This window comes from Streptomyces sp. NPDC058665 (assembly GCF_042714995.1).
Lineage (GTDB): Bacteria > Actinomycetota > Actinomycetes > Streptomycetales > Streptomycetaceae > Streptomyces.
Window position 1 is genome coordinate 87,774 of record NZ_JBHXRX010000010.1, and the last position, 17,071, is coordinate 104,844.

At 70.0% G+C, this 17,071-nt stretch carries 23 protein-coding genes; 12 read left to right on the forward strand and 11 right to left on the reverse strand.

Going from position 1 to position 17,071, the window contains the following annotated elements:
- Positions 1-101 precede the first annotated feature (101 nt).
- Together ACFWV8_RS08840 and ACFWV8_RS08845 are read left to right on the forward strand one after the other, a co-directional pair.
- Complete coding sequence (locus tag ACFWV8_RS08840) at positions 102-911, forward strand: PrsW family intramembrane metalloprotease (RefSeq protein WP_384199044.1); 810 nt, start codon at positions 102-104, stop codon at positions 909-911.
- Between the two features lie 27 nt (positions 912-938).
- Positions 939-1,415, forward strand: coding sequence for an SRPBCC family protein (locus ACFWV8_RS08845; protein WP_384199045.1), 477 nt, complete (start codon positions 939-941; stop codon positions 1,413-1,415).
- A gap of 117 nt (positions 1,416-1,532) precedes the next feature.
- Here ACFWV8_RS08845 and ACFWV8_RS08850 read toward each other — a convergent pair whose 3' ends face one another.
- Positions 1,533-2,363 carry a LysR family substrate-binding domain-containing protein gene (locus ACFWV8_RS08850; RefSeq protein WP_384199046.1) on the reverse strand — a complete coding sequence of 277 codons (831 nt, stop codon included), beginning with the start codon at positions 2,361-2,363 and terminating at the stop codon, positions 1,533-1,535.
- A 58-nt stretch (positions 2,364-2,421) separates the two neighbouring features.
- Here ACFWV8_RS08850 and ACFWV8_RS08855 point away from each other — a divergent pair, with 58 nt between their 5' ends.
- Entirely contained in the window at positions 2,422-2,826 is a 405-nt protein-coding gene (locus tag ACFWV8_RS08855) for a DUF5997 family protein (RefSeq protein ID WP_329377848.1), read from the forward strand.
- A 52-nt stretch (positions 2,827-2,878) separates the two neighbouring features.
- Here ACFWV8_RS08855 and ACFWV8_RS08860 read toward each other — a convergent pair whose 3' ends face one another.
- The 5 genes from ACFWV8_RS08860 to ACFWV8_RS08880 all read right to left on the reverse strand — a co-directional run bounded on the left by ACFWV8_RS08860 (position 2,879) and on the right by ACFWV8_RS08880 (position 7,098).
- Positions 2,879-3,322, reverse strand: a complete 444-nt coding sequence (locus ACFWV8_RS08860; protein ID WP_384199047.1) for a hypothetical protein — start codon at positions 3,320-3,322, stop codon at positions 2,879-2,881.
- A gap of 149 nt (positions 3,323-3,471) precedes the next feature.
- Positions 3,472-3,666, reverse strand: coding sequence for a ferredoxin (locus tag ACFWV8_RS08865; RefSeq protein WP_384199048.1), 195 nt, complete (start codon positions 3,664-3,666; stop codon positions 3,472-3,474).
- Positions 3,667-3,704: 38 nt separating this feature from the next.
- Positions 3,705-4,934 (reverse strand): cytochrome P450, encoded by a 1,230-nt coding sequence (locus ACFWV8_RS08870; RefSeq protein WP_384199049.1) that lies wholly within the window; start codon positions 4,932-4,934, stop codon positions 3,705-3,707.
- 61 nt (positions 4,935-4,995) lie between these two features.
- On the reverse strand, positions 4,996-6,285 hold the full coding sequence (locus ACFWV8_RS08875) for an NAD(P)/FAD-dependent oxidoreductase (RefSeq protein ID WP_384199050.1): 1,290 nt from the start codon (positions 6,283-6,285) through the stop codon (positions 4,996-4,998).
- Positions 6,286-6,450: 165 nt separating this feature from the next.
- Positions 6,451-7,098 carry a TetR/AcrR family transcriptional regulator gene (locus ACFWV8_RS08880; protein WP_384199051.1) on the reverse strand — a complete coding sequence of 216 codons (648 nt, stop codon included), beginning with the start codon at positions 7,096-7,098 and terminating at the stop codon, positions 6,451-6,453.
- A gap of 299 nt (positions 7,099-7,397) precedes the next feature.
- Here ACFWV8_RS08880 and ACFWV8_RS08885 point away from each other — a divergent pair, with 299 nt between their 5' ends.
- Positions 7,398-7,640 carry a hypothetical protein gene (locus ACFWV8_RS08885; RefSeq protein ID WP_384199052.1) on the forward strand — a complete coding sequence of 81 codons (243 nt, stop codon included), beginning with the start codon at positions 7,398-7,400 and terminating at the stop codon, positions 7,638-7,640.
- A gap of 90 nt (positions 7,641-7,730) precedes the next feature.
- Here ACFWV8_RS08885 and ACFWV8_RS08890 read toward each other — a convergent pair whose 3' ends face one another.
- Positions 7,731-8,804, reverse strand: coding sequence for an alkene reductase (locus tag ACFWV8_RS08890; protein WP_384199053.1), 1,074 nt, complete (start codon positions 8,802-8,804; stop codon positions 7,731-7,733).
- Positions 8,805-8,962: 158 nt separating this feature from the next.
- Between ACFWV8_RS08890 and ACFWV8_RS08895 the strand changes: the two genes are divergently transcribed.
- A complete protein-coding gene (locus ACFWV8_RS08895) occupies positions 8,963-9,376 on the forward strand; it encodes a MerR family transcriptional regulator (RefSeq protein WP_384199054.1) in 414 nt (137 codons plus the stop codon).
- A 38-nt stretch (positions 9,377-9,414) separates the two neighbouring features.
- Here ACFWV8_RS08895 and ACFWV8_RS08900 read toward each other — a convergent pair whose 3' ends face one another.
- Entirely contained in the window at positions 9,415-9,999 is a 585-nt protein-coding gene (locus tag ACFWV8_RS08900; protein WP_384199055.1) for a hypothetical protein, read from the reverse strand.
- A gap of 52 nt (positions 10,000-10,051) precedes the next feature.
- The gene (htpX, locus tag ACFWV8_RS08905; RefSeq protein ID WP_329377868.1) at positions 10,052-10,957 is read right to left on the reverse strand and encodes a zinc metalloprotease HtpX; all 906 of its coding nucleotides are present in this window, start codon (positions 10,955-10,957) and stop codon (positions 10,052-10,054) included.
- A 187-nt stretch (positions 10,958-11,144) separates the two neighbouring features.
- Between htpX and ACFWV8_RS08910 the strand changes: the two genes are divergently transcribed.
- The 3 genes from ACFWV8_RS08910 (at position 11,145) to ACFWV8_RS08920 (ending at position 13,660) form a co-directional block, all read left to right on the forward strand.
- The gene (locus ACFWV8_RS08910; RefSeq protein ID WP_384199056.1) at positions 11,145-11,714 is read left to right on the forward strand and encodes an FABP family protein; all 570 of its coding nucleotides are present in this window, start codon (positions 11,145-11,147) and stop codon (positions 11,712-11,714) included.
- A gap of 184 nt (positions 11,715-11,898) precedes the next feature.
- On the forward strand, positions 11,899-13,014 hold the full coding sequence (locus ACFWV8_RS08915) for an LLM class flavin-dependent oxidoreductase (protein ID WP_384199057.1): 1,116 nt from the start codon (positions 11,899-11,901) through the stop codon (positions 13,012-13,014).
- 22 nt (positions 13,015-13,036) lie between these two features.
- Positions 13,037-13,660: a CE1759 family FMN reductase gene (locus ACFWV8_RS08920; RefSeq protein WP_384199058.1), complete on the forward strand. Its 624-nt coding sequence runs from the start codon at positions 13,037-13,039 to the stop codon at positions 13,658-13,660.
- Between the two features lie 35 nt (positions 13,661-13,695).
- Here the strand turns inward: ACFWV8_RS08920 and ACFWV8_RS08925 are convergent, their stop codons facing one another.
- A complete protein-coding gene (locus ACFWV8_RS08925) occupies positions 13,696-14,058 on the reverse strand; it encodes a hypothetical protein (RefSeq protein ID WP_384199059.1) in 363 nt (120 codons plus the stop codon).
- A gap of 138 nt (positions 14,059-14,196) precedes the next feature.
- Here ACFWV8_RS08925 and ACFWV8_RS08930 point away from each other — a divergent pair, with 138 nt between their 5' ends.
- Positions 14,197-14,721 (forward strand): MBL fold metallo-hydrolase, encoded by a 525-nt coding sequence (locus tag ACFWV8_RS08930; protein ID WP_384199060.1) that lies wholly within the window; start codon positions 14,197-14,199, stop codon positions 14,719-14,721.
- A gap of 150 nt (positions 14,722-14,871) precedes the next feature.
- On the opposite strand, the gene ACFWV8_RS08935 is transcribed toward ACFWV8_RS08930, so the two are convergent.
- Positions 14,872-15,537, reverse strand: coding sequence for a maleylpyruvate isomerase family mycothiol-dependent enzyme (locus ACFWV8_RS08935; protein ID WP_384199061.1), 666 nt, complete (start codon positions 15,535-15,537; stop codon positions 14,872-14,874).
- Positions 15,538-15,710: 173 nt separating this feature from the next.
- Between ACFWV8_RS08935 and ACFWV8_RS08940 the strand changes: the two genes are divergently transcribed.
- The 3 genes from ACFWV8_RS08940 to ACFWV8_RS08950 all read left to right on the forward strand — a co-directional run.
- Positions 15,711-16,052 carry an ArsR/SmtB family transcription factor gene (locus tag ACFWV8_RS08940; protein ID WP_384199062.1) on the forward strand — a complete coding sequence of 114 codons (342 nt, stop codon included), beginning with the start codon at positions 15,711-15,713 and terminating at the stop codon, positions 16,050-16,052.
- 3 nt (positions 16,053-16,055) lie between these two features.
- On the forward strand, positions 16,056-16,562 hold the full coding sequence (locus ACFWV8_RS08945) for an SRPBCC family protein (protein WP_384199063.1): 507 nt from the start codon (positions 16,056-16,058) through the stop codon (positions 16,560-16,562).
- A partial coding sequence (locus ACFWV8_RS08950) for a dihydrofolate reductase family protein (protein WP_384199064.1) occupies positions 16,562-17,071 on the forward strand: 510 nt, incomplete at its 3' end. The genes ACFWV8_RS08945 and ACFWV8_RS08950, both read left to right, overlap by 1 nt.

Sequence of the window (17,071 nt, forward strand, 5' to 3'; positions counted from 1 at the left end):
GCGCGTTCTGACCCGGCCGGGTCGTTGCCTCGTGCACGGCCCGGTCCGGCTTACGCTGCGGTGGCCCGACCCGCCGCCGACGTGAGAACGAGGTGCTGTCGATGCCGACGACCATGCGCAAGTGGGCATGGCTGCCCGTTCTGGCCGTCGGGCTCGGGCTGTACTTCCTGGTGCAGAGCACGCTCATCGACACCGGCAACGTCAACTACGTACCGTCCCTGATCCTGTTGGGCGCTCTCGTCGTCCCACTCTCCTTCCTCACGTTCGTCGCCGGGAGTACGGGCGAGTGGCAGGTCGGTCCTTTCGTGCTCGGAATCGCGGCGCTGTTCGGCGGTGTGGTCGGCATTGTGACCGCCGGACGGCTGGAGTTCGCGACCCTCAGGGGCCTGGGCGCGTCGTCCCTGATCGGCATCGGCCTGATCGAGGAGTCGTGCAAGCTGATCGTCCCGGTGCTGATCCTGCTGTGGCAGTGGCGGCAGGGCACCGTACACATCTCGGACGGACTGCTGATCGGGGTCGCGTCGGGCATGGGGTTCGCCACGCTGGAGACCATGGGGTACGCGTTCACGGCGCTGTTGCAGTCCCAGGGGAACATCGGGGACGTCGAGCAGACCCTGCTGCTGCGCGGACTGACCTCCCCCGCAGCGCACATGGCGTGGACCGGGCTGATCTGCGGAGCGCTGTGGGGGGCGGTGGGGGCGCGCTGGTCCTTCGCCGCGACCACACAACTCGTGGTCACCTTCCTGTTCGCGGTCGCGCTGCACGCGCTCTGGGACGGTGTCACCAGCCGGTTCACCTACTTCCTGCTGGCCGCGATCTCGCTGGGCTGGCTCTTCTACGAACTCCACCGCAGCAACACACTGACCTGGCGCAGCACGCCCCCGAACGTCGGGCAGTCGCCTCGGCCGTGAGGGAACGACAGACGCTAGGTTGAGGTCATGTACTCGATCGAGATCTCCCGGCGTGTACGGGCTCCGCGTACCGCCGTCTACCGCGCCCTGCTGGACGCCGACTCCGTCGCGAAATGGCGGGCGCCGGACGGAATGACCACCCAGGTGCACGAGTTCGACGACCGCGAGGGCGGGCGGTTCCGTGTCTCGCTCATCTACGACGCGCCGACGGACACCGGGAAGTCGGCGGCGCAGACGGACACGTACCACGGGCACTTCGCACGGCTGGTGCCCGACGAGCAGGTCGTGGAGGTCATCGAGTTCGAGAGCGCGGACCCCGCGCTCCTCGGCAGCATGACCATGACGACCACGCTCAGGGATGTCGACGGCGGTACGGAGATCGTCCTGCTGCACGAGGGGATCCCGGACGCGGTGCCGGCGGCCGACAGCGAGACGGGCTCACGGATGTCGCTGGACAATCTCGCCAGGCTGGTCGAAGGGAACGCGGACCCCGGGTCCAACTGATGTGCGCCGTCGGGTGATTGACGCACTGCCGGCCGCTCCGATCCGTCAACTCCCGGCCGACCGGGGCCGGGACGCGCCGACCGGTGAACCGGCAAGGCCTGATCCGAACGACAGGCCCTAGGAGCGGCGGCCCGGTCTGCCGCGCCGGCCGCTCTTCGTACCGCCCGTACCCCCCGTACCGCCGCCCGAGCCGCCGCTCCGGGGATTCCTGCCCGTCGACTTGCCCGCGGCGGGCTTCCGGCGGGCGCCTGCCGTGTCCGAGCGCTTCGCCTTCGGTTTCGGCTTGGCCTTCGATGAGCCCGGCTGCTCCTGCGCCGGGGCCGCGCGGCGGCCCCGTGAGCTGTTGACGGTGCGCCCCCGGACGATCCCGATGAACTCCTCGACCAGATCGGTGGTCCGCTCCTCCGGCCACGACAGTGCGACGCGCGACTCGGGGGCGTCGGAGACCGTCCGGTAGGTGAGGTCCTTGCGGTGGTGCAGGCGGGCGAGCGACTGCGGGACGACGAGCAGTCCCACGCCTGCCGCCACCAGCTCCACGGCGTCCCCCGTCGTGGCGGGTCGCTGCTTCGCGGGCAGTCCGGGCAGGGGGCCGGCCCAGTCGAGGGTGTCGTCGAGGGGGTGCATCACGATGTCGTCGGCCAGATCCGCGACGGACACCTCGTCCGCCGCGGCCACGAGGTGGTCCTTCGGCACGAGGACGACCGTCGTCTCGGTGTAGAGCGGGATCGCGCTGAGGTCCGTCCGGTCGACCGGCAGCCGTACGAATCCCGCGTCGGCCTCCCCCGCGCGCAGCGCATCCGCCGCGTCTGCCGCGGCGATCGTGGTCAGGGTCAGTGGTACGTCGGGGAGCCGATCGTTCCAGATCCGCACCCACTTGCCGGGGATCACCCCCGGTACGTACGCGAGCCGGAACGTGGGGGACGCGAGGGGTACCTCCGAGCCTGTCACTCAGCCAGGCTACCGGCCGTGGTCGGACAGCCCTTACCCGCTCGATAGTCTGGACACCATGAAGTCGCACCAGACCACCCAGACGATGAAGCCCGCCACGGCGGCGAAGAAACTGGGTGTCTACCTTGAGGCCACCCCCGCCGATTTCCAGGAGGGTGTCGTCTCACGCACCGAGTTGAACGCGCTCCAGACGGACCCGCCCGAGTGGCTGCTGGAACTGCGGCGCGACGGTCCGCATCCCCGGCCGGTGGTCGCGGCCAGGCTGGGCGTCTCCATCGCGGGTCTCGCCCGTGGCGGCGTCACCGAGGCGCTGACCACGGAGCAGATCGAGGCGCTCAAGGAGGAGCTTCCCTCCTGGCTGCGGCGGGAGCGCGCCACGCAGGCCGAGGTCCGGAAGGAAGCCGCGCGGATCAAGGAGAAGAACGCGGAGCGGGACGACCAGGCCCGCCGTCCGCGTTCCTGAGGGGCGACGACGACGCGGCCGGGCAGAACCCGGCCGCTCGCCGTACAGCCGGCTACCGCACCGCCGCCCTGGAGCGGTCGGTCAGCAGCGACCAGATGACGAAGACGCCGATCGCGATGGTGACCACCGCCCAGACGGGCTGGTACGGCAGCCACATGAAGTTCGCCACGACACTCACGGCGGCCATGCCCACCCCGATCACCCGCGCCCAGGGCGCGCGCCGGACGATGCCCAGCCCGGTGAGGATCAGAAGCGTGCCCACCACCAGATGGATCACGCCCCACGAGGTCAGGGTGAACTGGTAGGTGTAGCTTCCGCTGAGCGTGAACACGTTGTCCCGCGCGACGGCCACCACACCGTTCAGAACGGACAGCACACCGTCCACGAACAGCAGGACCCCGGCGAACATGGCCCCGCCCGTCGCCCACGACGCCCCGCCGTGGCTCCTGCGGTGCGGTGTCTGATGAGCCCCCGAAGGGGACGCGGTCTGTGCCATGAGAGCCTCCTCGGCCACGTAGGTGGCCCGCTCTCCGGACCACTCCGGCATGGGGCCGACAATCCGCCGGTCCCGCTCCCACTACCAGCCGGACTACGCCGTTCGAGTGAATGCCGGAGTGATTGCCGGTGAGTGACACCGGCGTGGCATCACTCCTGGATGTGGATGGCGAGCGCCGGACAGACGGACGCGGCGTGGCGGGTGTCGGCTGCCTGATCGGCGGAAGGCTCGGCGTTGAGGAGTACGGCGATGCCGTCCTCGTCGCGCTGGTCGAACACATCGGCGGCGGCCACGACGCACTGTCCGGACGCGACGCACCGGTCCTGGTCGAGAGTGATCTTCATGAGGGCTCCTTCGGTGGGGTTGGGTCGGGCAGGGCGGATCACCAGGTGACGGGCAGCTCGTAGACCCCGTACACGTTCCCGTCGTGCTTGAACGGGAGTTGGCCGATGTCGGCGGCGAGCCGCAGGGTGGGGACGCGCCGGTAGAGGGTGCTGTAGACGACCTGGAGTTCCAGCCGGGCCAGCGGCTGGCCCAGACACTGGTGGACGCCGAAGCCGAAGGCCACGTGGTGGCGGGCGTCGCGCCCGATGTCGAGACGGTCGGGGTCGGGGAAGGCGTCGGGGTCGCGGTTGCCGATGTCGTTGGCGATGATCAGCCCGTCGCCGGCCCGGACGTGTTCACCGGCGATGTCGATGTCTTCGAGCGCGACCCGGCGGCTGCCGTTGTGGACGATGTTGAGGTAGCGCAGCAGCTCCTCGACGGCCGACGCGACCAGCTTGGGATCGTCGGAGTCCCGCAGGAGATCGAGTTGGGCGGGGTGTTCGAGCAGCGCGAGCGTACCGAGCGCGATCATGTTCGCGGTGGTCTCGTGTCCGGCGATCAGCAGCAGCACTCCCATCTGCGCCGCCTCGGTCCGGGTCAGCTCCCCCGCCGTCACGCGCTCGGCCAGGCCGGACAGGAGATCGTCGGTGGGGGCGGCGATCTTCCGGCCCATGAGGTCGTCCAGATAGCCGAGCAGCGCGTTCCGGGCGCCGAGCCGGTCCTCGGGGTCGGCGTCCCGCTTGATGATGACCTTGCTGTTGTCCTGGAAGAAGTCGTGGTCGCTGTAGGGGACCCCGAGCAGTTCGCAGATCACCAGCGAGGGCACCGGCAGCGCGAACGCCTCCACCAGGTCGACGGGTTTCGGACCGGCGAGCATGTCGTCGATGAGCTCGTCGACGATCCGCTGGACAGCGGGTCGCAGCGCTTCCACCCGCTTGATGGCGAAGGGCGCCGTCACCATGCGCCGCAGCCGGGCGTGCTCGGGGTCGTCCATGAGGATGAAGCTGGCCGCCGCGCCACCGGGAGGGAGCGGTACCTGGAGCGGGTAGCCGGGACGGTTGATGTCGGCGCTGACCCGGGGATCGGCGATGAGGGCGCGCTGTTCGGCGTAACGCGTCACCAGCCAGGGGGTGCTGTCGTCCCAGAGCCGGACCTTGGTGAGCGGGGCCTCCTTCTGCTTGGCGACCGCGGTCGGCGGCGGGTCGAACGGGCAGCGGGCGGCTCGGGTCATCGGGAACTCGGGTACGGCGGCCGGGCTTTCGCCCACGGATTCGACGGTGTTGGTCATGTCTCCGCTCCAAAGGGGGGTGTGTTGTGGGGAGTTGTGGTTGTGAGGGGGAACGGGCCTGTCAGCGCAGGGCGGTGGCCCGCGCCGGTCCGTCGGCGAGCGCGTCGGCGACGCCCTGGCGGCGAAGGCGGGTCTGCTTTGGCATGTTCCAGCCGAGAACTCCGGTGACCCTGCCGGCGTGTCGGTACCGCGCGACGAATCGTCCGGTCGCCGGGTCTCCGTCCACGACGGTCATCCCGGCGTCGGCATTGGCGTCCGCGTCCGTGTCCGTCTCGGCGTCTGCGCCGGTGTCGGCGCCGGTCGGAATGAAGCCGTGCACCTGGATCTTCGTGTCGAACTGGTCGGTCCAGAAGTACGGCACGGGCGTGTAAGCCCGGTCGCCACCGAGGATGTTGGCGGCGACGACCATGGCCTGCTCGCCGGCGTTGGTCCGGTTCTCCAGCCGTAGCAGCGCGCCAAGCTGGTCGTGATGCCAGCGCGCCACGTCCCCGACGGCGTACACGCCCTCGCCCGCCCGGCAACGGGAGTCACAGACAAGCCCGTTGTCCACCCGAAGGCCGCTGTCCTGGAGCCACCCGGTCACCGGGTCGGCGCCGATCGCCACCACGACGAGATCCGCGGACAGTACCTCGCCGCTGTCGAGACCGACGCCGGTGACAGCGCCCGCGCTCCCGACCAGCCTGCGGACACCGGCGCCCAGCCTCAGACGTACCCCGCGCCCGGTGTGCAGTTCGGCGAGCAAGTCGGCGACACGGGGGCCGAGTTGGCTCGCCATGGGCGCGTGCTGAGGCCCGGCGACGGTGACGTCCAGGCCCATGGTGCGGGCGGTGGCGGCGATCTCGGCGCCGAGTACTCCGTCGCCCACGACGACGAGCCGGGCCGAGTCCAGTAGTGCGTCGCGGAGTGCGAGCGCGTCATCGAGGGTGCGCAGTACGTGAACCCCGGCCAGACCGGCTTGGCCCGGAAAGGCGCGGGGGCGCGTTCCGGTGGCCACGACCACGGCGTCGGCACTCAGCGTGTGGCCGGACGCGGTGCGTACCGTGCGGGTCGCCGGGTCCAGGCCGACCGCCGGCTCGCCCAGGATGAACTCGGCCTCCAGCGCCGACAGCGCCTCCCGCGACCGCAGTTGGGCCCGGCCGGGATCCCAGAGGCCGGCGAGAACCTGCTTCGACAGCGGTGGCCGGTCGTACGGCGGGTGTGTCTCCGCGCCCAGCACGGTCACCCTGCCCGCGTAGCCCTGGCGCCGTAACGCCTCCACCGTGCTCAGCCCGGCGGCGGACGCGCCGACCACCAGCACGTCGGCGGCCTCACGGCCCGTGGGGAGCGGCGTCCGCTCCACCGTTGCTTTCATCGTTCGGAACTCCTCCGTCTGCGGTTCGGTGAGGGACGTGGGGGTCGCAGGGGGTGGCCTCATCAGCGCGCACGGGGCGGGCGGGGAGCCAGTCCGGGCATGAGAGGGCCAGGGGTTCAGGGGCAGACCGGAACGGCCCGAGACATCCTCAGGTGCGAGTGGTGATCAGGTCTGGGAGACGGGGGCCAGCCAGAGCCCGACGATCGCGTCGATCAGACCGGTCCCGGCGCCGTACCAACTCGACCGTGGAGTGGCGGTACCGAGCGCGAGCGCCCGCTCCCGTTCGGCGCAGATGTGCACCATCAGCTGCCGGGCCATGTCACCGCGCTCGGCCCGTACTTCGGCCGGCAGATCCGACAGGCACTCGTCGAGCCCCTGGATGATCCGGCGCAGCGAGGGAGCGGTGCGGGATTCATGGACCATGATCTCGCGCAGGCCGGGGTCCGTCATCGCCTGTGCGGTGAACCGGGCGTACCACGTGGGGCTGCCGAGCTCGGCGAGATGATTGGTGCTCGGGCGTACGAGGCAGGCCACCCAGTCCCGTACGTCAGACGAGTCCCCGACCTCGGCCACCATCCGCAGCCGGACCTCTTCGACCGGCTCCGCGTGCTTGCGTGCGATCGCCCGTACGAGGTCCGTCTTCGTACCGAAGTGGTAGCCGACCGCGGCGTTGTTGCCCTGTCCCGCCGCTTCGCTGACCTGCCGGTTGGAGACGGCGAAGACTCCGTGCTCGGCGAACAGCCGCTCCGCCGTCGCGAGAATCAACTCCCGCGTCGCGTCGGCCCGATCCCCCCGGCCGGTCTTCCCTCTCACGGGCACGAGGGTACCGGCACCTGACTGGGAGCCGCTCATCGAACCTCCTCGGGGTCGGCTTCGAGTACGTGATCAGTGAACTCCCCCCACCGAGCTAAAGCAAGCGACTGACTTAATTTCGCCCTTCATGCCGATCCGCCCGGTCGGCCCTCCCCCGAAGAACGGCTGACCGGCCGACGGGGCGAGGCCCTGCCCGGCATCGGAGTGGTCTGCCCCGTCGGCCGGTTATCGAGGGGCGCCGGACGTCAATGGGTGCAGAGTCCGACAGTCCCCGCACAACACCCAGAAAGAGTAGATACATGCGTATCCGTACAGCAGTTGCCGCCACCGCTCTCGCCGCCGTCGCCATTCTCGGCAGCGCGGGCGCCGCCTCCGCCGGTGAGCACGGCGAGGAGTACGGCAAGAAGCACGACCGCGGCAACTACATCGTGGACAGCGAGTTCGTCTCCACGGTGATCAAGGACAACGTCCTCATCAAGGACAGCTTCGTCATCAACGACAGCTTCAACACCAACGTGATCTTCGGCAACAACGTGCTGTAAAGCCCCCGCACGCAGTCGCCGGCCTCCCGTGGTGATCCACGGGAGGCCGGTGGCCGTTCTCACCGACCCGGCGGCGCCTCGGCCGTCGCCTCAGGCCGCGTACTCGTGGGCCGGGTAGGTCAGATAGCCCGCGTCACCGCCCTGGTAGTACGTGGCCTCGTCGACGGGCGCGATCGGCAGTCCGGCGCGCAGCCGCTCGACGAGGTCGGGGTTGGCGATGAAGGCGCGGCCGAAGCTGATGAGGTCGGCGCCCAGCCCGAGCCAGTGGTCGGCGTCCTCCCTGCCGGCCTGCTTCGGTCCCATGGGGAGGGTGGGGTTCATGACGAGGGTGCCAGGCCAGGCCCGGCGCAGGGCGACGAGCACCTCTTCGTCGGCGGTGGCCTCGATGTGGACGTAACCCAGGTCGAGTTGGGCCAGTTCGGTCAGCAGTGCGGCGTACAGCTCGCTGACGTCCTTCTCCTCGACTCCCCAGAACGTCCCGCCCGGGGAGAGCCTGATGCCGGTCCGGTGCCCGCCGATGGCGTCGGCGGTGGCGGCAGCCGCCTCGACGGCGAACCTGATCCGGTTCGCGATCGGGCCGCCGTAGCCGTCGGTGCGCAGGTTGGCGTTGGAGGAGAGGAACTGCGAGATCAAGTAACCGTTGGCGCCGTGCAGTTCGACACCGTCGAAGCCGGCGTCGGTGGCACGGCGGGCGGCCTGGGCGTACGACCGGACATGCTCGGGCACCTCGGCGGCGTCCAGTGCGCGCGGCGTCGGGGCGGGCTGGGGCCCGGTCGGCGTGAATACGTCGCCGACGGCGGGGACGGCGGAGGGGCCGACCGGCCGCGTACCGATGGTGTCGGGATGCGAGACCCGTCCGCCGTGCATGAGCTGGGCGAAGATCCGCCCGCCGTTGGCGTGGACGGCGGCGGTCACGGGGCGCCACGAGACGACCTGCTCGTCGGTGTGGAGTCCGGGGGTGCCCGGGTTGGACTGCCCGATCGCGCTCGGCTGGACCCCTTCGCTCACGATCAGCCCGGCCGTGGCCCGCTGGGCGTAGTAGGCGGCCATCGACGGCGTGGCCAGCCCATCGGCCGCAGCGCGGACCCTGGTCATCGGGGCCATGACCACCCTGTTGGGCAGGGTGAGGCCGCCGAGCCGGTAACGGGTGAAGAGGGTCGTCACGTCAGGACTCCTTCGCGATGCGAGGTGCGAGATGCGAGATGCGCCGTGCCCGGGTTTCGAGCACTGCGGTTACGCTAAAACCTCACATCGACGTCAGAGGCAAGCCTTGTGACGCACGACACAGGGCACAAGACACAGGACAGCATCGGGAGGGCCTTGTGCGGATCGGTGAACTCGCCTCGCGCGCCGGAGTCAGCGTCAGATCGGTGCGCTACTACGAGGAGCAGGGGCTGCTCGCCAGCACCCGCAGCCCCAGCGGGCAGCGGCACTACACGGACAGCGAGGTCGAGCGGGTCGCGTTCGTCCAGCGGCTGTACGCGGCGGGGCTCTCCAGCCGGACGATCTACGAGCTGCTGCCGTGCGTCGACGCGCCCAGCGAGGTGAACTCGGACGCGGCGCTGGAGCGGATGGCACAGGAACGCGAACGGCTCTCCGAGCACATCGACGACCTCATGCGTACGAGGGGGGCCCTCGACGCGCTGGTGGCGACGGCCCGGGAGTACCGCGAGCGGATGCGAACGCCTGCGCCCGCGCACTCGACGACGGCTGTTCTCGATCGCTGTACGACCTGACGTACGGCCTGACTCGGTGAAGGGGCGGTGGGCGCGGATCAGAGTCCCGGCGCGCCCCAGACGGGGAACCAGCGGGCGAGATCGGGCTCGATCCGCAGATCGTCCCCGACGATCGCTCTGACCTGGAGCTCTCGCTGGTTGTCCCGCTTCTCGGCGTCACCGGGCCGGGGCGCGAAGGGGTAGAAGCTGCCGCGTTTGTAGAGGTAGACGAGGGCGAGCGGCCGCTGTTCCGCATCACGGAAACTGATCAGGGAGCAGAGCAGCTGCGGGCCGAAGCCGCCGTCCTGGAGCAGTGTGTTGACCGCGTGCAGATCGTTGACCAGCGCGGCCGTGTCGTCGGGCGCCTGTCGGGAGAGCAGCCACGTGTACCCGTACGAGTCCTGGCTGAACTCCACCGGGTGGCCGCCCTCGCCGGTGTCCGCGTCGAGCAGTTCCTGTACGTCCTGGCGGATCCGGGCGAAGCCGCCGCCCTCGACACCTGCGAAACAGACCGAGCCCAGGCCGGTCGGCGTGTAGCCGGCTCCGGCCTGGAGCGTCAGCGCGGCGGAAGGGAGCGCGAAGAGCTGGTCGAGATCGGGCCGGACCGGTTTGCTCCGGCCCAGGATGGTGTCGAGAAGGCCCACGGGACCAGCTCCTCACGGTGACGAGGGGGGGACGGACGGGTCACGGGCGGGGTCACGGGCGGGCGAGCTCGGCGGACATCCGGGCGAGCTGGTCCAGCCGCTGCTGAAGGGTCGGGTGCGAGGACAGCAGCCGCCCCAGGCTCTCGCGGGAGGAGAAGGCCGGCACGAAGAAGAAGGCGTTGTACGGCTCCGCCTTCCGCAGGTCCCTGGTCGGGATCCGCGCCATCTGGCTGTCCACCTTGGTCAGCGCCGACGCCAGAGCCGACGGTCGGCCGGTGAGCAGGGCAGCGGTGCGGTCGGCGGAGAGCTCGCGATAGCGGGAGAGCAGTCGCGTGAGCAGGAAGCCGATCGCGTACACCACCGCGCTGACCAGCGGGATCACCAGGATGGCGATACCGGCGGGCCCGGCGTTGCTGGCGCTTCGCGACAGTCCGCTCCAGAGCGCGATCCGGGTCATCAGGCCCGCCAGCACACCCAGGAACGACGCGATGGTCATGACGGCGACGTCGCGGTGCGCGACGTGCGACATCTCGTGGGCGAGGACGCCCTCCAGCTCCTCCGGTTCCAGTCTGCGGAGCAGGCCGGTGGTGGCGCAGACGAGTGAGCTGCGTTCGCTCCGGCCGGTGGCGAAGGCGTTCGGTATGTCACTCTCCGATATCGCCACCTTGGGCTTCGGCATGTCGGCCAGCGCACAGATACGGTCAACGGCGCCGTGCAGCTCGGGCGCCTGCTCCGGAGTGACCTCGCGCGCGCCCATGCCGAAGGCCGCGATCTTGTCGCTGAACCAGAACTGCGCGACGAACAGGCCACCGGCGATGATCAGGATCACCGGCCAGAACTTCCCCAGCACGGCAAGCAGCACACCGACCAGGACCACGTACAGCAGACCGATCAGGAACATGGTGGTCACCATGCGCGTGGTCAGGCCGCGGTCCTTGGTGTAGCGGGTTTGGGACATCTCTCGCCTCCATCACTTCTCTACACTTGCCATTTTCCTCCTCATCGCGTTGAAACGTCGTAAATGGAATGTATGCACGGCACGGGACGGGCCACGAGGGCTCCCCGGAGCCGCGCGCCCGCCAGGGATTACGGGACCGCCCTTAGGCTTCAACGCGGCACAGGCCCCGACTCCAGGAGCGCGAACCGTGTTCGACCTCGCACCAGAGCACCCGTACCCCGACACCCACCGCCCGGACGGGGCTCCCGCACCGCACCCACTGCTCGCGCCGGTGCTCGGGCTTCTGGGCACCTGGAGCGGCCGGGGACGCGGCGAATACCCCACACTCACCGAGGATTTCAGCTACGCGCAGGAGATCACCTTCAGCCACGACGGCCGCCCCTTCCTCCGCTACGAGACCCGGGCCTGGCTGCTCGACGCCGACGGGGCGCCGCTGCGCCCGTCGGCCCGCGAGAGCGGCTGGTGGCGGCTCCAGCCGGACGGCCGGGTGGAGGCGCTGATCACCCAGCCCACCGGCATCGCGGAGATCTCGGTGGGCCAGGCCACCGGCGAGACGGTCGACCTCGCCACCCACGAGGTGGCCCGCACCCCCACCGCCAAGGAGGTCGACGCCACGCGTCGCCGCTACACCCTGACGGACGACGACGCGCTCACGTTCGTCCACGACCTCGCGGCCGTGGGCCAACCGCTGCAACACCATCTCTCGGCCCGGCTGCGACGCACGACGGCAGCCCGGAGGCCTGTCGGCGTCGAATAGGGACTCGCCCCGGGCGGGGCGTGCTCTCCGGCGTCCGGGGACGGCCCGGATTCGGCGTCGGCCTCATTGGGTAGAAATGAAGTGGTTTGTGAGGCTACGGAGGCCACGGGGGCGGATGCCGTGTGCCGCAACCGATACCAGGGCGCAGACGAGCGGCCCCGCGCGAGCTGAGAGGTGTCGTGACATGACGACCGGGACGCAGTTCGGAATCTTCACCGTCGGTGATGTGACCCCCGATCCGACCACCGGTGGTGCCCCCACCGAGGCCGAACGGATCCGGGCCAGCGTGACCATCGCCCGTAAGGCGGAGGAGGTCGGCCTCGACGTCTTCGCCACGGGTGAGCACCACAATCCGCCCTTCGTCCCGTCCTCACCCACGACCCTGCTCGGCTACATCGCCGGGCAGACCGAGCGGATCATCCTGTCGACGTCGACCACGCTGATCACCACCAACGACCCCGTGAAGATCGCCGAGGACTTCAGCGTCCTGCAGCATCTGTCGGGCGGACGGACCGACGTGATGCTGGGACGCGGGAACACCGGGCCGGTCTACCCGTGGTTCGGCCAGGACATCCGCAAGGCCATCCCGCTGACCGTCGAGCACTACGGCCTGCTGCGCCGGCTGTGGCGCGAGGAGGTCGTCGACTGGGAGGGCAAGCTCCGCTCACCCCTCCAGGGCTTCACCCTCGCTCCCCGGCCGCTGGACGGCATCCCGCCGTTCGTCTGGCACGGCTCCATCCGCACCCCCGAGGTCGCGGAACTGGCCGCGTACTACGGCGACGGATTCTTCGCCAACCACATCTTCTGGCCCGCGTCGCACACGCGGACGATGGTGGACATGTACCGGCAGCGCTTCGCGCACTACGGCCACGGCGCACCGGAGACGGCCGTCGTCGGCCTGGGTGGGCAGGTGTTCATGCGCCGTAACAGCCAGGACGCCGTACGGGAGTTCAGGCCGTACTTCGACAACGCGCCCGTGTACGGGCACGGTCCGTCGCTGGAGGAGTTCACCTCGCTCACACCTCTCACGGTCGGCTCCCCGCAGGAGGTGATCGAGAAGACGCTGGGCTTCCGGGAGTACGCGGGCGACTACCAGCGCCAGTTGTTCCTTCTCGACCACGCGGGACTGCCGCTCAAGACGGTGCTCGAACAGCTCGACCTCCTGGGGGAAGAGGTGGTGCCGGTGCTCCGCAAGGAGTTCGCCGTCGGCCGCTCCCCCGAAGCGCCGGACGCCCCCACGCACCAGTCGCTCCTGCGAGCCCGTGATGCGGGAAACACCAAGGAACCCACCGAATCCTGACGGGAGTTGGAGGATGGATGACGTGACGACAACCAAACTCACGATCATCACCGGCGGACTGCGCGAGCCGTCGTCAACACGTATGCTCGCCAACCGGCTTGAGGCGGCGGTACGCACGGAACTCGCCGGCGCCGGGGTCAGGGTCGAGTCCTCGTTCGTCGAGCTGCGCCCGCTGGGGCACGCCATCATCGACGCGATGTTCAGCGGATTCCCGTCCGCCCCACTGGAGAAGGCGTTCGGCACTGTCGCGGACGCCGACGCGGTCATCGCGGTCACCCCGGCGTTCAACGCTTCCTTCAGCGGCCTGTTCAAGTCCTTCTTCGACGTGCTCCCCGAGGACACGCTGTCGGACATGCCCATCCTCATGGGCGCGACCGGCGGCACCGAACGGCACTCTCTCGTCCTCGAACACGCGCTACGGCCGATGTTCTCCTATCTCCACGCCCTGGTGTCGTCGCGGGGCGTGTACGCCGCGACGGACGACTTCGGCGCCCAGTCGAACGGGGCGGTCCTGCGCGACCGCATCGCCGCCGCCGCGGCCGACTACGCCCGCCTGGTCCAGGGCTGCGGCCCCCACCGCAGGCGTGACTCCTTCGACGAGGACGCCACCGCGATGGAGCAACTCCTGAGCGGCGACGGGTCCTGAGGCCGTCGGCCCGAGGAGGTACACGGAGCCGCGCCCTACTCGTCGGCGCGTTGCTCCGTATGGAGGGAGCGCACGGCCGGCCGGCCCTCGTCCGGCACGGCCTCCCGCGTCAGGCCGTCGAGCACGACCCGTACGACGCGCTCCGCCTCGCGAGCCACGGCCCCCGGGCTGTCGTCCACCCGCGCCAGCCCGTCGATGAGCAGCGTCGCGAGCCCGTGGATGGCGGCCCAGAGCACGAAGTCGGCTCCGGGACGCGAGGAAGCGGGCAGTCCGCCGGTCTCGGTGAGCCGGTCGAGTTCCTGGTCGAGGACCTCGTGCGGATGGGGCGAGATCTCGTGGCCGGAACCGGACACCCCGGCGCCGAAGACCGGCCGGCCGAGGGGTCGGCCACGGCCCACTCGACGTAACCGCGCCCGAGGGAGACCAGGCGTCGCTGGGGGTCGGACTCGCCGGGGGGCACCACGATCGTCTACAACCGTGGTCAGCGCGACGAGTTGCACCGCAAGGGCCCCGCATACATCGACATGTTCCGGGGCATGAGCCCGGCGGTCGCCGCCCAACTCGAAGGCGTCGAGCTGGTCGACCCCGACCTCGTGTACGACGACCGGGCCGAGATCGACCTCGGCGGCCGTACGGCCGTACTGCGCACGGTCGGCCCCGCGCACACCGCCTCCGACCAGACCGTGCTCATCGACGGCCGGGTCCTGTTCGGCGGGGACCTGCTGGAGACCCGTATCTTCCCGATCACGCCGTACTTCCCGCCGTACGACACCGACGTCGACGGCGCGCGCTGGATCACGGTGCTCGACCAACTCGCCGCTCTCGACGCGGAGATCGCCGTCCCCGGCCACGGCGAGGTGGCGGACACCTCGCTGATCCGCGACGTACGCGACTACCTGGCCCACGTACGCGACGAGGTCGAGCGCCTGCGCGCGGGCGGCGTGTCCGTGGACGAGGCGGCGACCACGATCGACAAGGCGGCGCGTGCCCGCTGGACCACCTGGGAGCACCCGGAGTGGATCAGCCTCGCGGTTCAGGCATTCTACGCGGCGGGCCGGTAACGGCCCTGTGCGGAGTTCCGCGCAGGGTGGCGGCTCCGGTCCGGACTCCGGGGCGCGAGGAGGCAGTTCAGGCCGAAGAACCGGCCCGGCCCCACTTGGCTCACCGGTGAGGGGGCGCGGTCCGACGGCCTTGTACGTCGCTGATCACCGTCACGCCTGTCCGCAGCGCTCACGGAGGAGGCCGACACCGTCGCCTTCCAGGTCGTCGCAGTACGCCGCGCGCCCGGTCATGGCCATCACCAGGGCCACGGTCGAGCCGAACACGAGCGGCCCCGAACCCGTCGTGAAGTGACCGTCGTTCGCGACGAGTCGCAGGCCACCGATACGTCCCTTGGCAAGGACCACGAGGTCCGTACCGTGGTAGTACTCGGCCACCCGCGTGACGACTTCGATCGGATGATCGCGGCGGATGCCCAGCGGGCGCCGGATGTCCTCCGCGTGGACGACCGTCTCGCCCAGCATGGCCAAGGCCGGGAGGGGAGGCTTGGTCGTGCTCGGGACGATCCGCCGAAATCGCTCAAGCGTCTCGGCCGGGTTCGCGCCCAGTTGCTCGGCGAGCCGCATGGCCACCTGTTTGTCGAAGTCGAACCGGCAGCGGATCACACCCGCCAGCCAGCGCACGGAGTTGAGGCTCGCGCCTGAGGTGAGATGGGCCAGTACCTCGCGCACCGTCAGGTCGTCGCACAGCGACCGTATCGTCCATCGCTCGTCGGTCAGGTCCGCGAGATCGGCGGCCAGCGCCGCTCGCTCGGCATGGATCAAGGGCCAGACCCCGGCCCTTCGGGCTCGGTCCGCTGTGAGTTCCGAATCAGTCACCGGAAGAGTCTCCTGTTCGAGGTCGCGCTCTGCATCGCGTCGAACAGGAGACTCTTCGCCCGGGGCAAAGTCATCGCCCGTCGTTCAGCCTTCTCGACGGTCAAGCTCCGGCCCAGGGTCACCCGATCCCCCACCGGCTTGACGTATTCCGATATGGGAATATGATCGCCGTCATGGCACGAGCAGCGACGACGTCGGACGCGTTCAACGCGATCGCCGAGCCGCAGCGCAGGGACATCCTGGCGCTGCTGCGGGCGGGTGAGCGGCCGGTGACCGACCTGGCCCAGGAGCTGGGGATAAGCCAGCCTCGGACGTCCAAGCACCTGCGGGTGCTCCGGGAGGTGGGGCTGGTGCGGGTCCGCGAGGCCGGCAAGCAGCGCCTCTACGGCCTGGAGGCCCACGGGCTGCGGCCGGTCCACGAATGGGTCGGCGGATTCGAGCGGTTCTGGAACGAGAGTTTCGACCGGCTGGACACCTACGTCCAGGACCTCAAACAGACACAACAGGAGGAATGACCGATGGCAGGGGCAAGACAGGAACCGCAGGCGGAGTCGGCGGCGGCCGACCGGGAGATCGTGATCTCCCGGGTCATCGACGCCTCGCGGGAGCTGGTGTTCAAGGCGTTCACCGAGGTGCGGCACCTGTCGCGGTGGTGGGGTCCGGAGGGGTTCACCACCACGACGCGGTCCTTCGAGTTCCGCGAGGGCGGGGAGTGGGTCTTCGTACTGCACGGGCCGGACGGGACCGACTACTCCGAGTGGATCCGCTGGCTGCGGATCACCCCGCCGGAGCGGATCGCGCTGCTGCACGGCGAGACCCGCGACGACCCGAACGCCTTCGAGTCGGTCCTGACCTTCGCGCCGGACGGCGCGGCGACCCGGATCGAGATGCACACCGTGTTCCCCACCAAGGAACTGCGCGACGAGGCGGTCGAGAAGTACCACGCGATCGAGGGCGGCCGGCAGACCCTGAGCAACCTGGCGGCCTACGTCACCGGCCTCGTACGGAAGGAGGCGGAGAGCTGATGTCCGGGAAGGTGTTCTTCAGCGTGTCGATGTCGCTGGACGGCTTCATCGCGCCCGAGTCCGTGCCTGTCGACGACTTCCTCGCGCCCGACAAGCAGGACGACCCGGACGTTCAGCGCTGGATGGCGCAGTGGACGGAGCTGCAGCAGTGGGCGTTCCCGCTGCGATTCTTCCGGGAGAACCTGAAGCTGGGCGAGGGCGGCGAGGAGGGCCGCGACAACGACGTCGCGCGGGAGACGTTCGAGCGCACCGGCGCGAACGTCATGGGAAAGCGCATGTTCGACTTCGGCGAGCAGACATGGCCGGAGGAGGCGCCCTTCCACACTCCGGTCTTCGTCGTGACGCACACCAAGCGTGATCCGTGGGAGCGGCCCGGCGGCACCACGTTCCACTTCGTCAACGACGGCATCGAGCACGCCCTCGACCAGGCCCGCGCCGGCCCTGGCGACCGCCACGTCCGCCTCGCCGGCCGCGGGGCGAAGATCCTGGAGCACCAGAAAGCCGGCCGG

Coding starts and splice junctions, on each gene's coding strand:
- ACFWV8_RS08840 (WP_384199044.1), top strand. CDS start 102: ATGCCGACGACCATGCGCAAGTGGGCATGGCTGCCCGTTCTGGCCGTC.
- ACFWV8_RS08845 (WP_384199045.1), top strand. CDS start 939: ATGTACTCGATCGAGATCTCCCGGCGTGTACGGGCTCCGCGTACCGCC.
- ACFWV8_RS08855 (WP_329377848.1), top strand. CDS start 2,422: ATGAAGTCGCACCAGACCACCCAGACGATGAAGCCCGCCACGGCGGCG.
- ACFWV8_RS08860 (WP_384199047.1), bottom strand. CDS start 3,322: ATGGCACAGACCGCGTCCCCTTCGGGGGCTCATCAGACACCGCACCGC.
- ACFWV8_RS08865 (WP_384199048.1), bottom strand. CDS start 3,666: ATGAAGATCACTCTCGACCAGGACCGGTGCGTCGCGTCCGGACAGTGC.
- ACFWV8_RS08870 (WP_384199049.1), bottom strand. CDS start 4,934: ATGACCAACACCGTCGAATCCGTGGGCGAAAGCCCGGCCGCCGTACCC.
- ACFWV8_RS08875 (WP_384199050.1), bottom strand. CDS start 6,285: ATGAAAGCAACGGTGGAGCGGACGCCGCTCCCCACGGGCCGTGAGGCC.
- ACFWV8_RS08885 (WP_384199052.1), top strand. CDS start 7,398: ATGCGTATCCGTACAGCAGTTGCCGCCACCGCTCTCGCCGCCGTCGCC.
- htpX (WP_329377868.1), bottom strand. CDS start 10,957: ATGTCCCAAACCCGCTACACCAAGGACCGCGGCCTGACCACGCGCATG.
- ACFWV8_RS08915 (WP_384199057.1), top strand. CDS start 11,899: ATGACGACCGGGACGCAGTTCGGAATCTTCACCGTCGGTGATGTGACC.
- ACFWV8_RS08930 (WP_384199060.1), top strand. CDS start 14,197: ATGAGCCCGGCGGTCGCCGCCCAACTCGAAGGCGTCGAGCTGGTCGAC.
- ACFWV8_RS08940 (WP_384199062.1), top strand. CDS start 15,711: ATGGCACGAGCAGCGACGACGTCGGACGCGTTCAACGCGATCGCCGAG.
- ACFWV8_RS08945 (WP_384199063.1), top strand. CDS start 16,056: ATGGCAGGGGCAAGACAGGAACCGCAGGCGGAGTCGGCGGCGGCCGAC.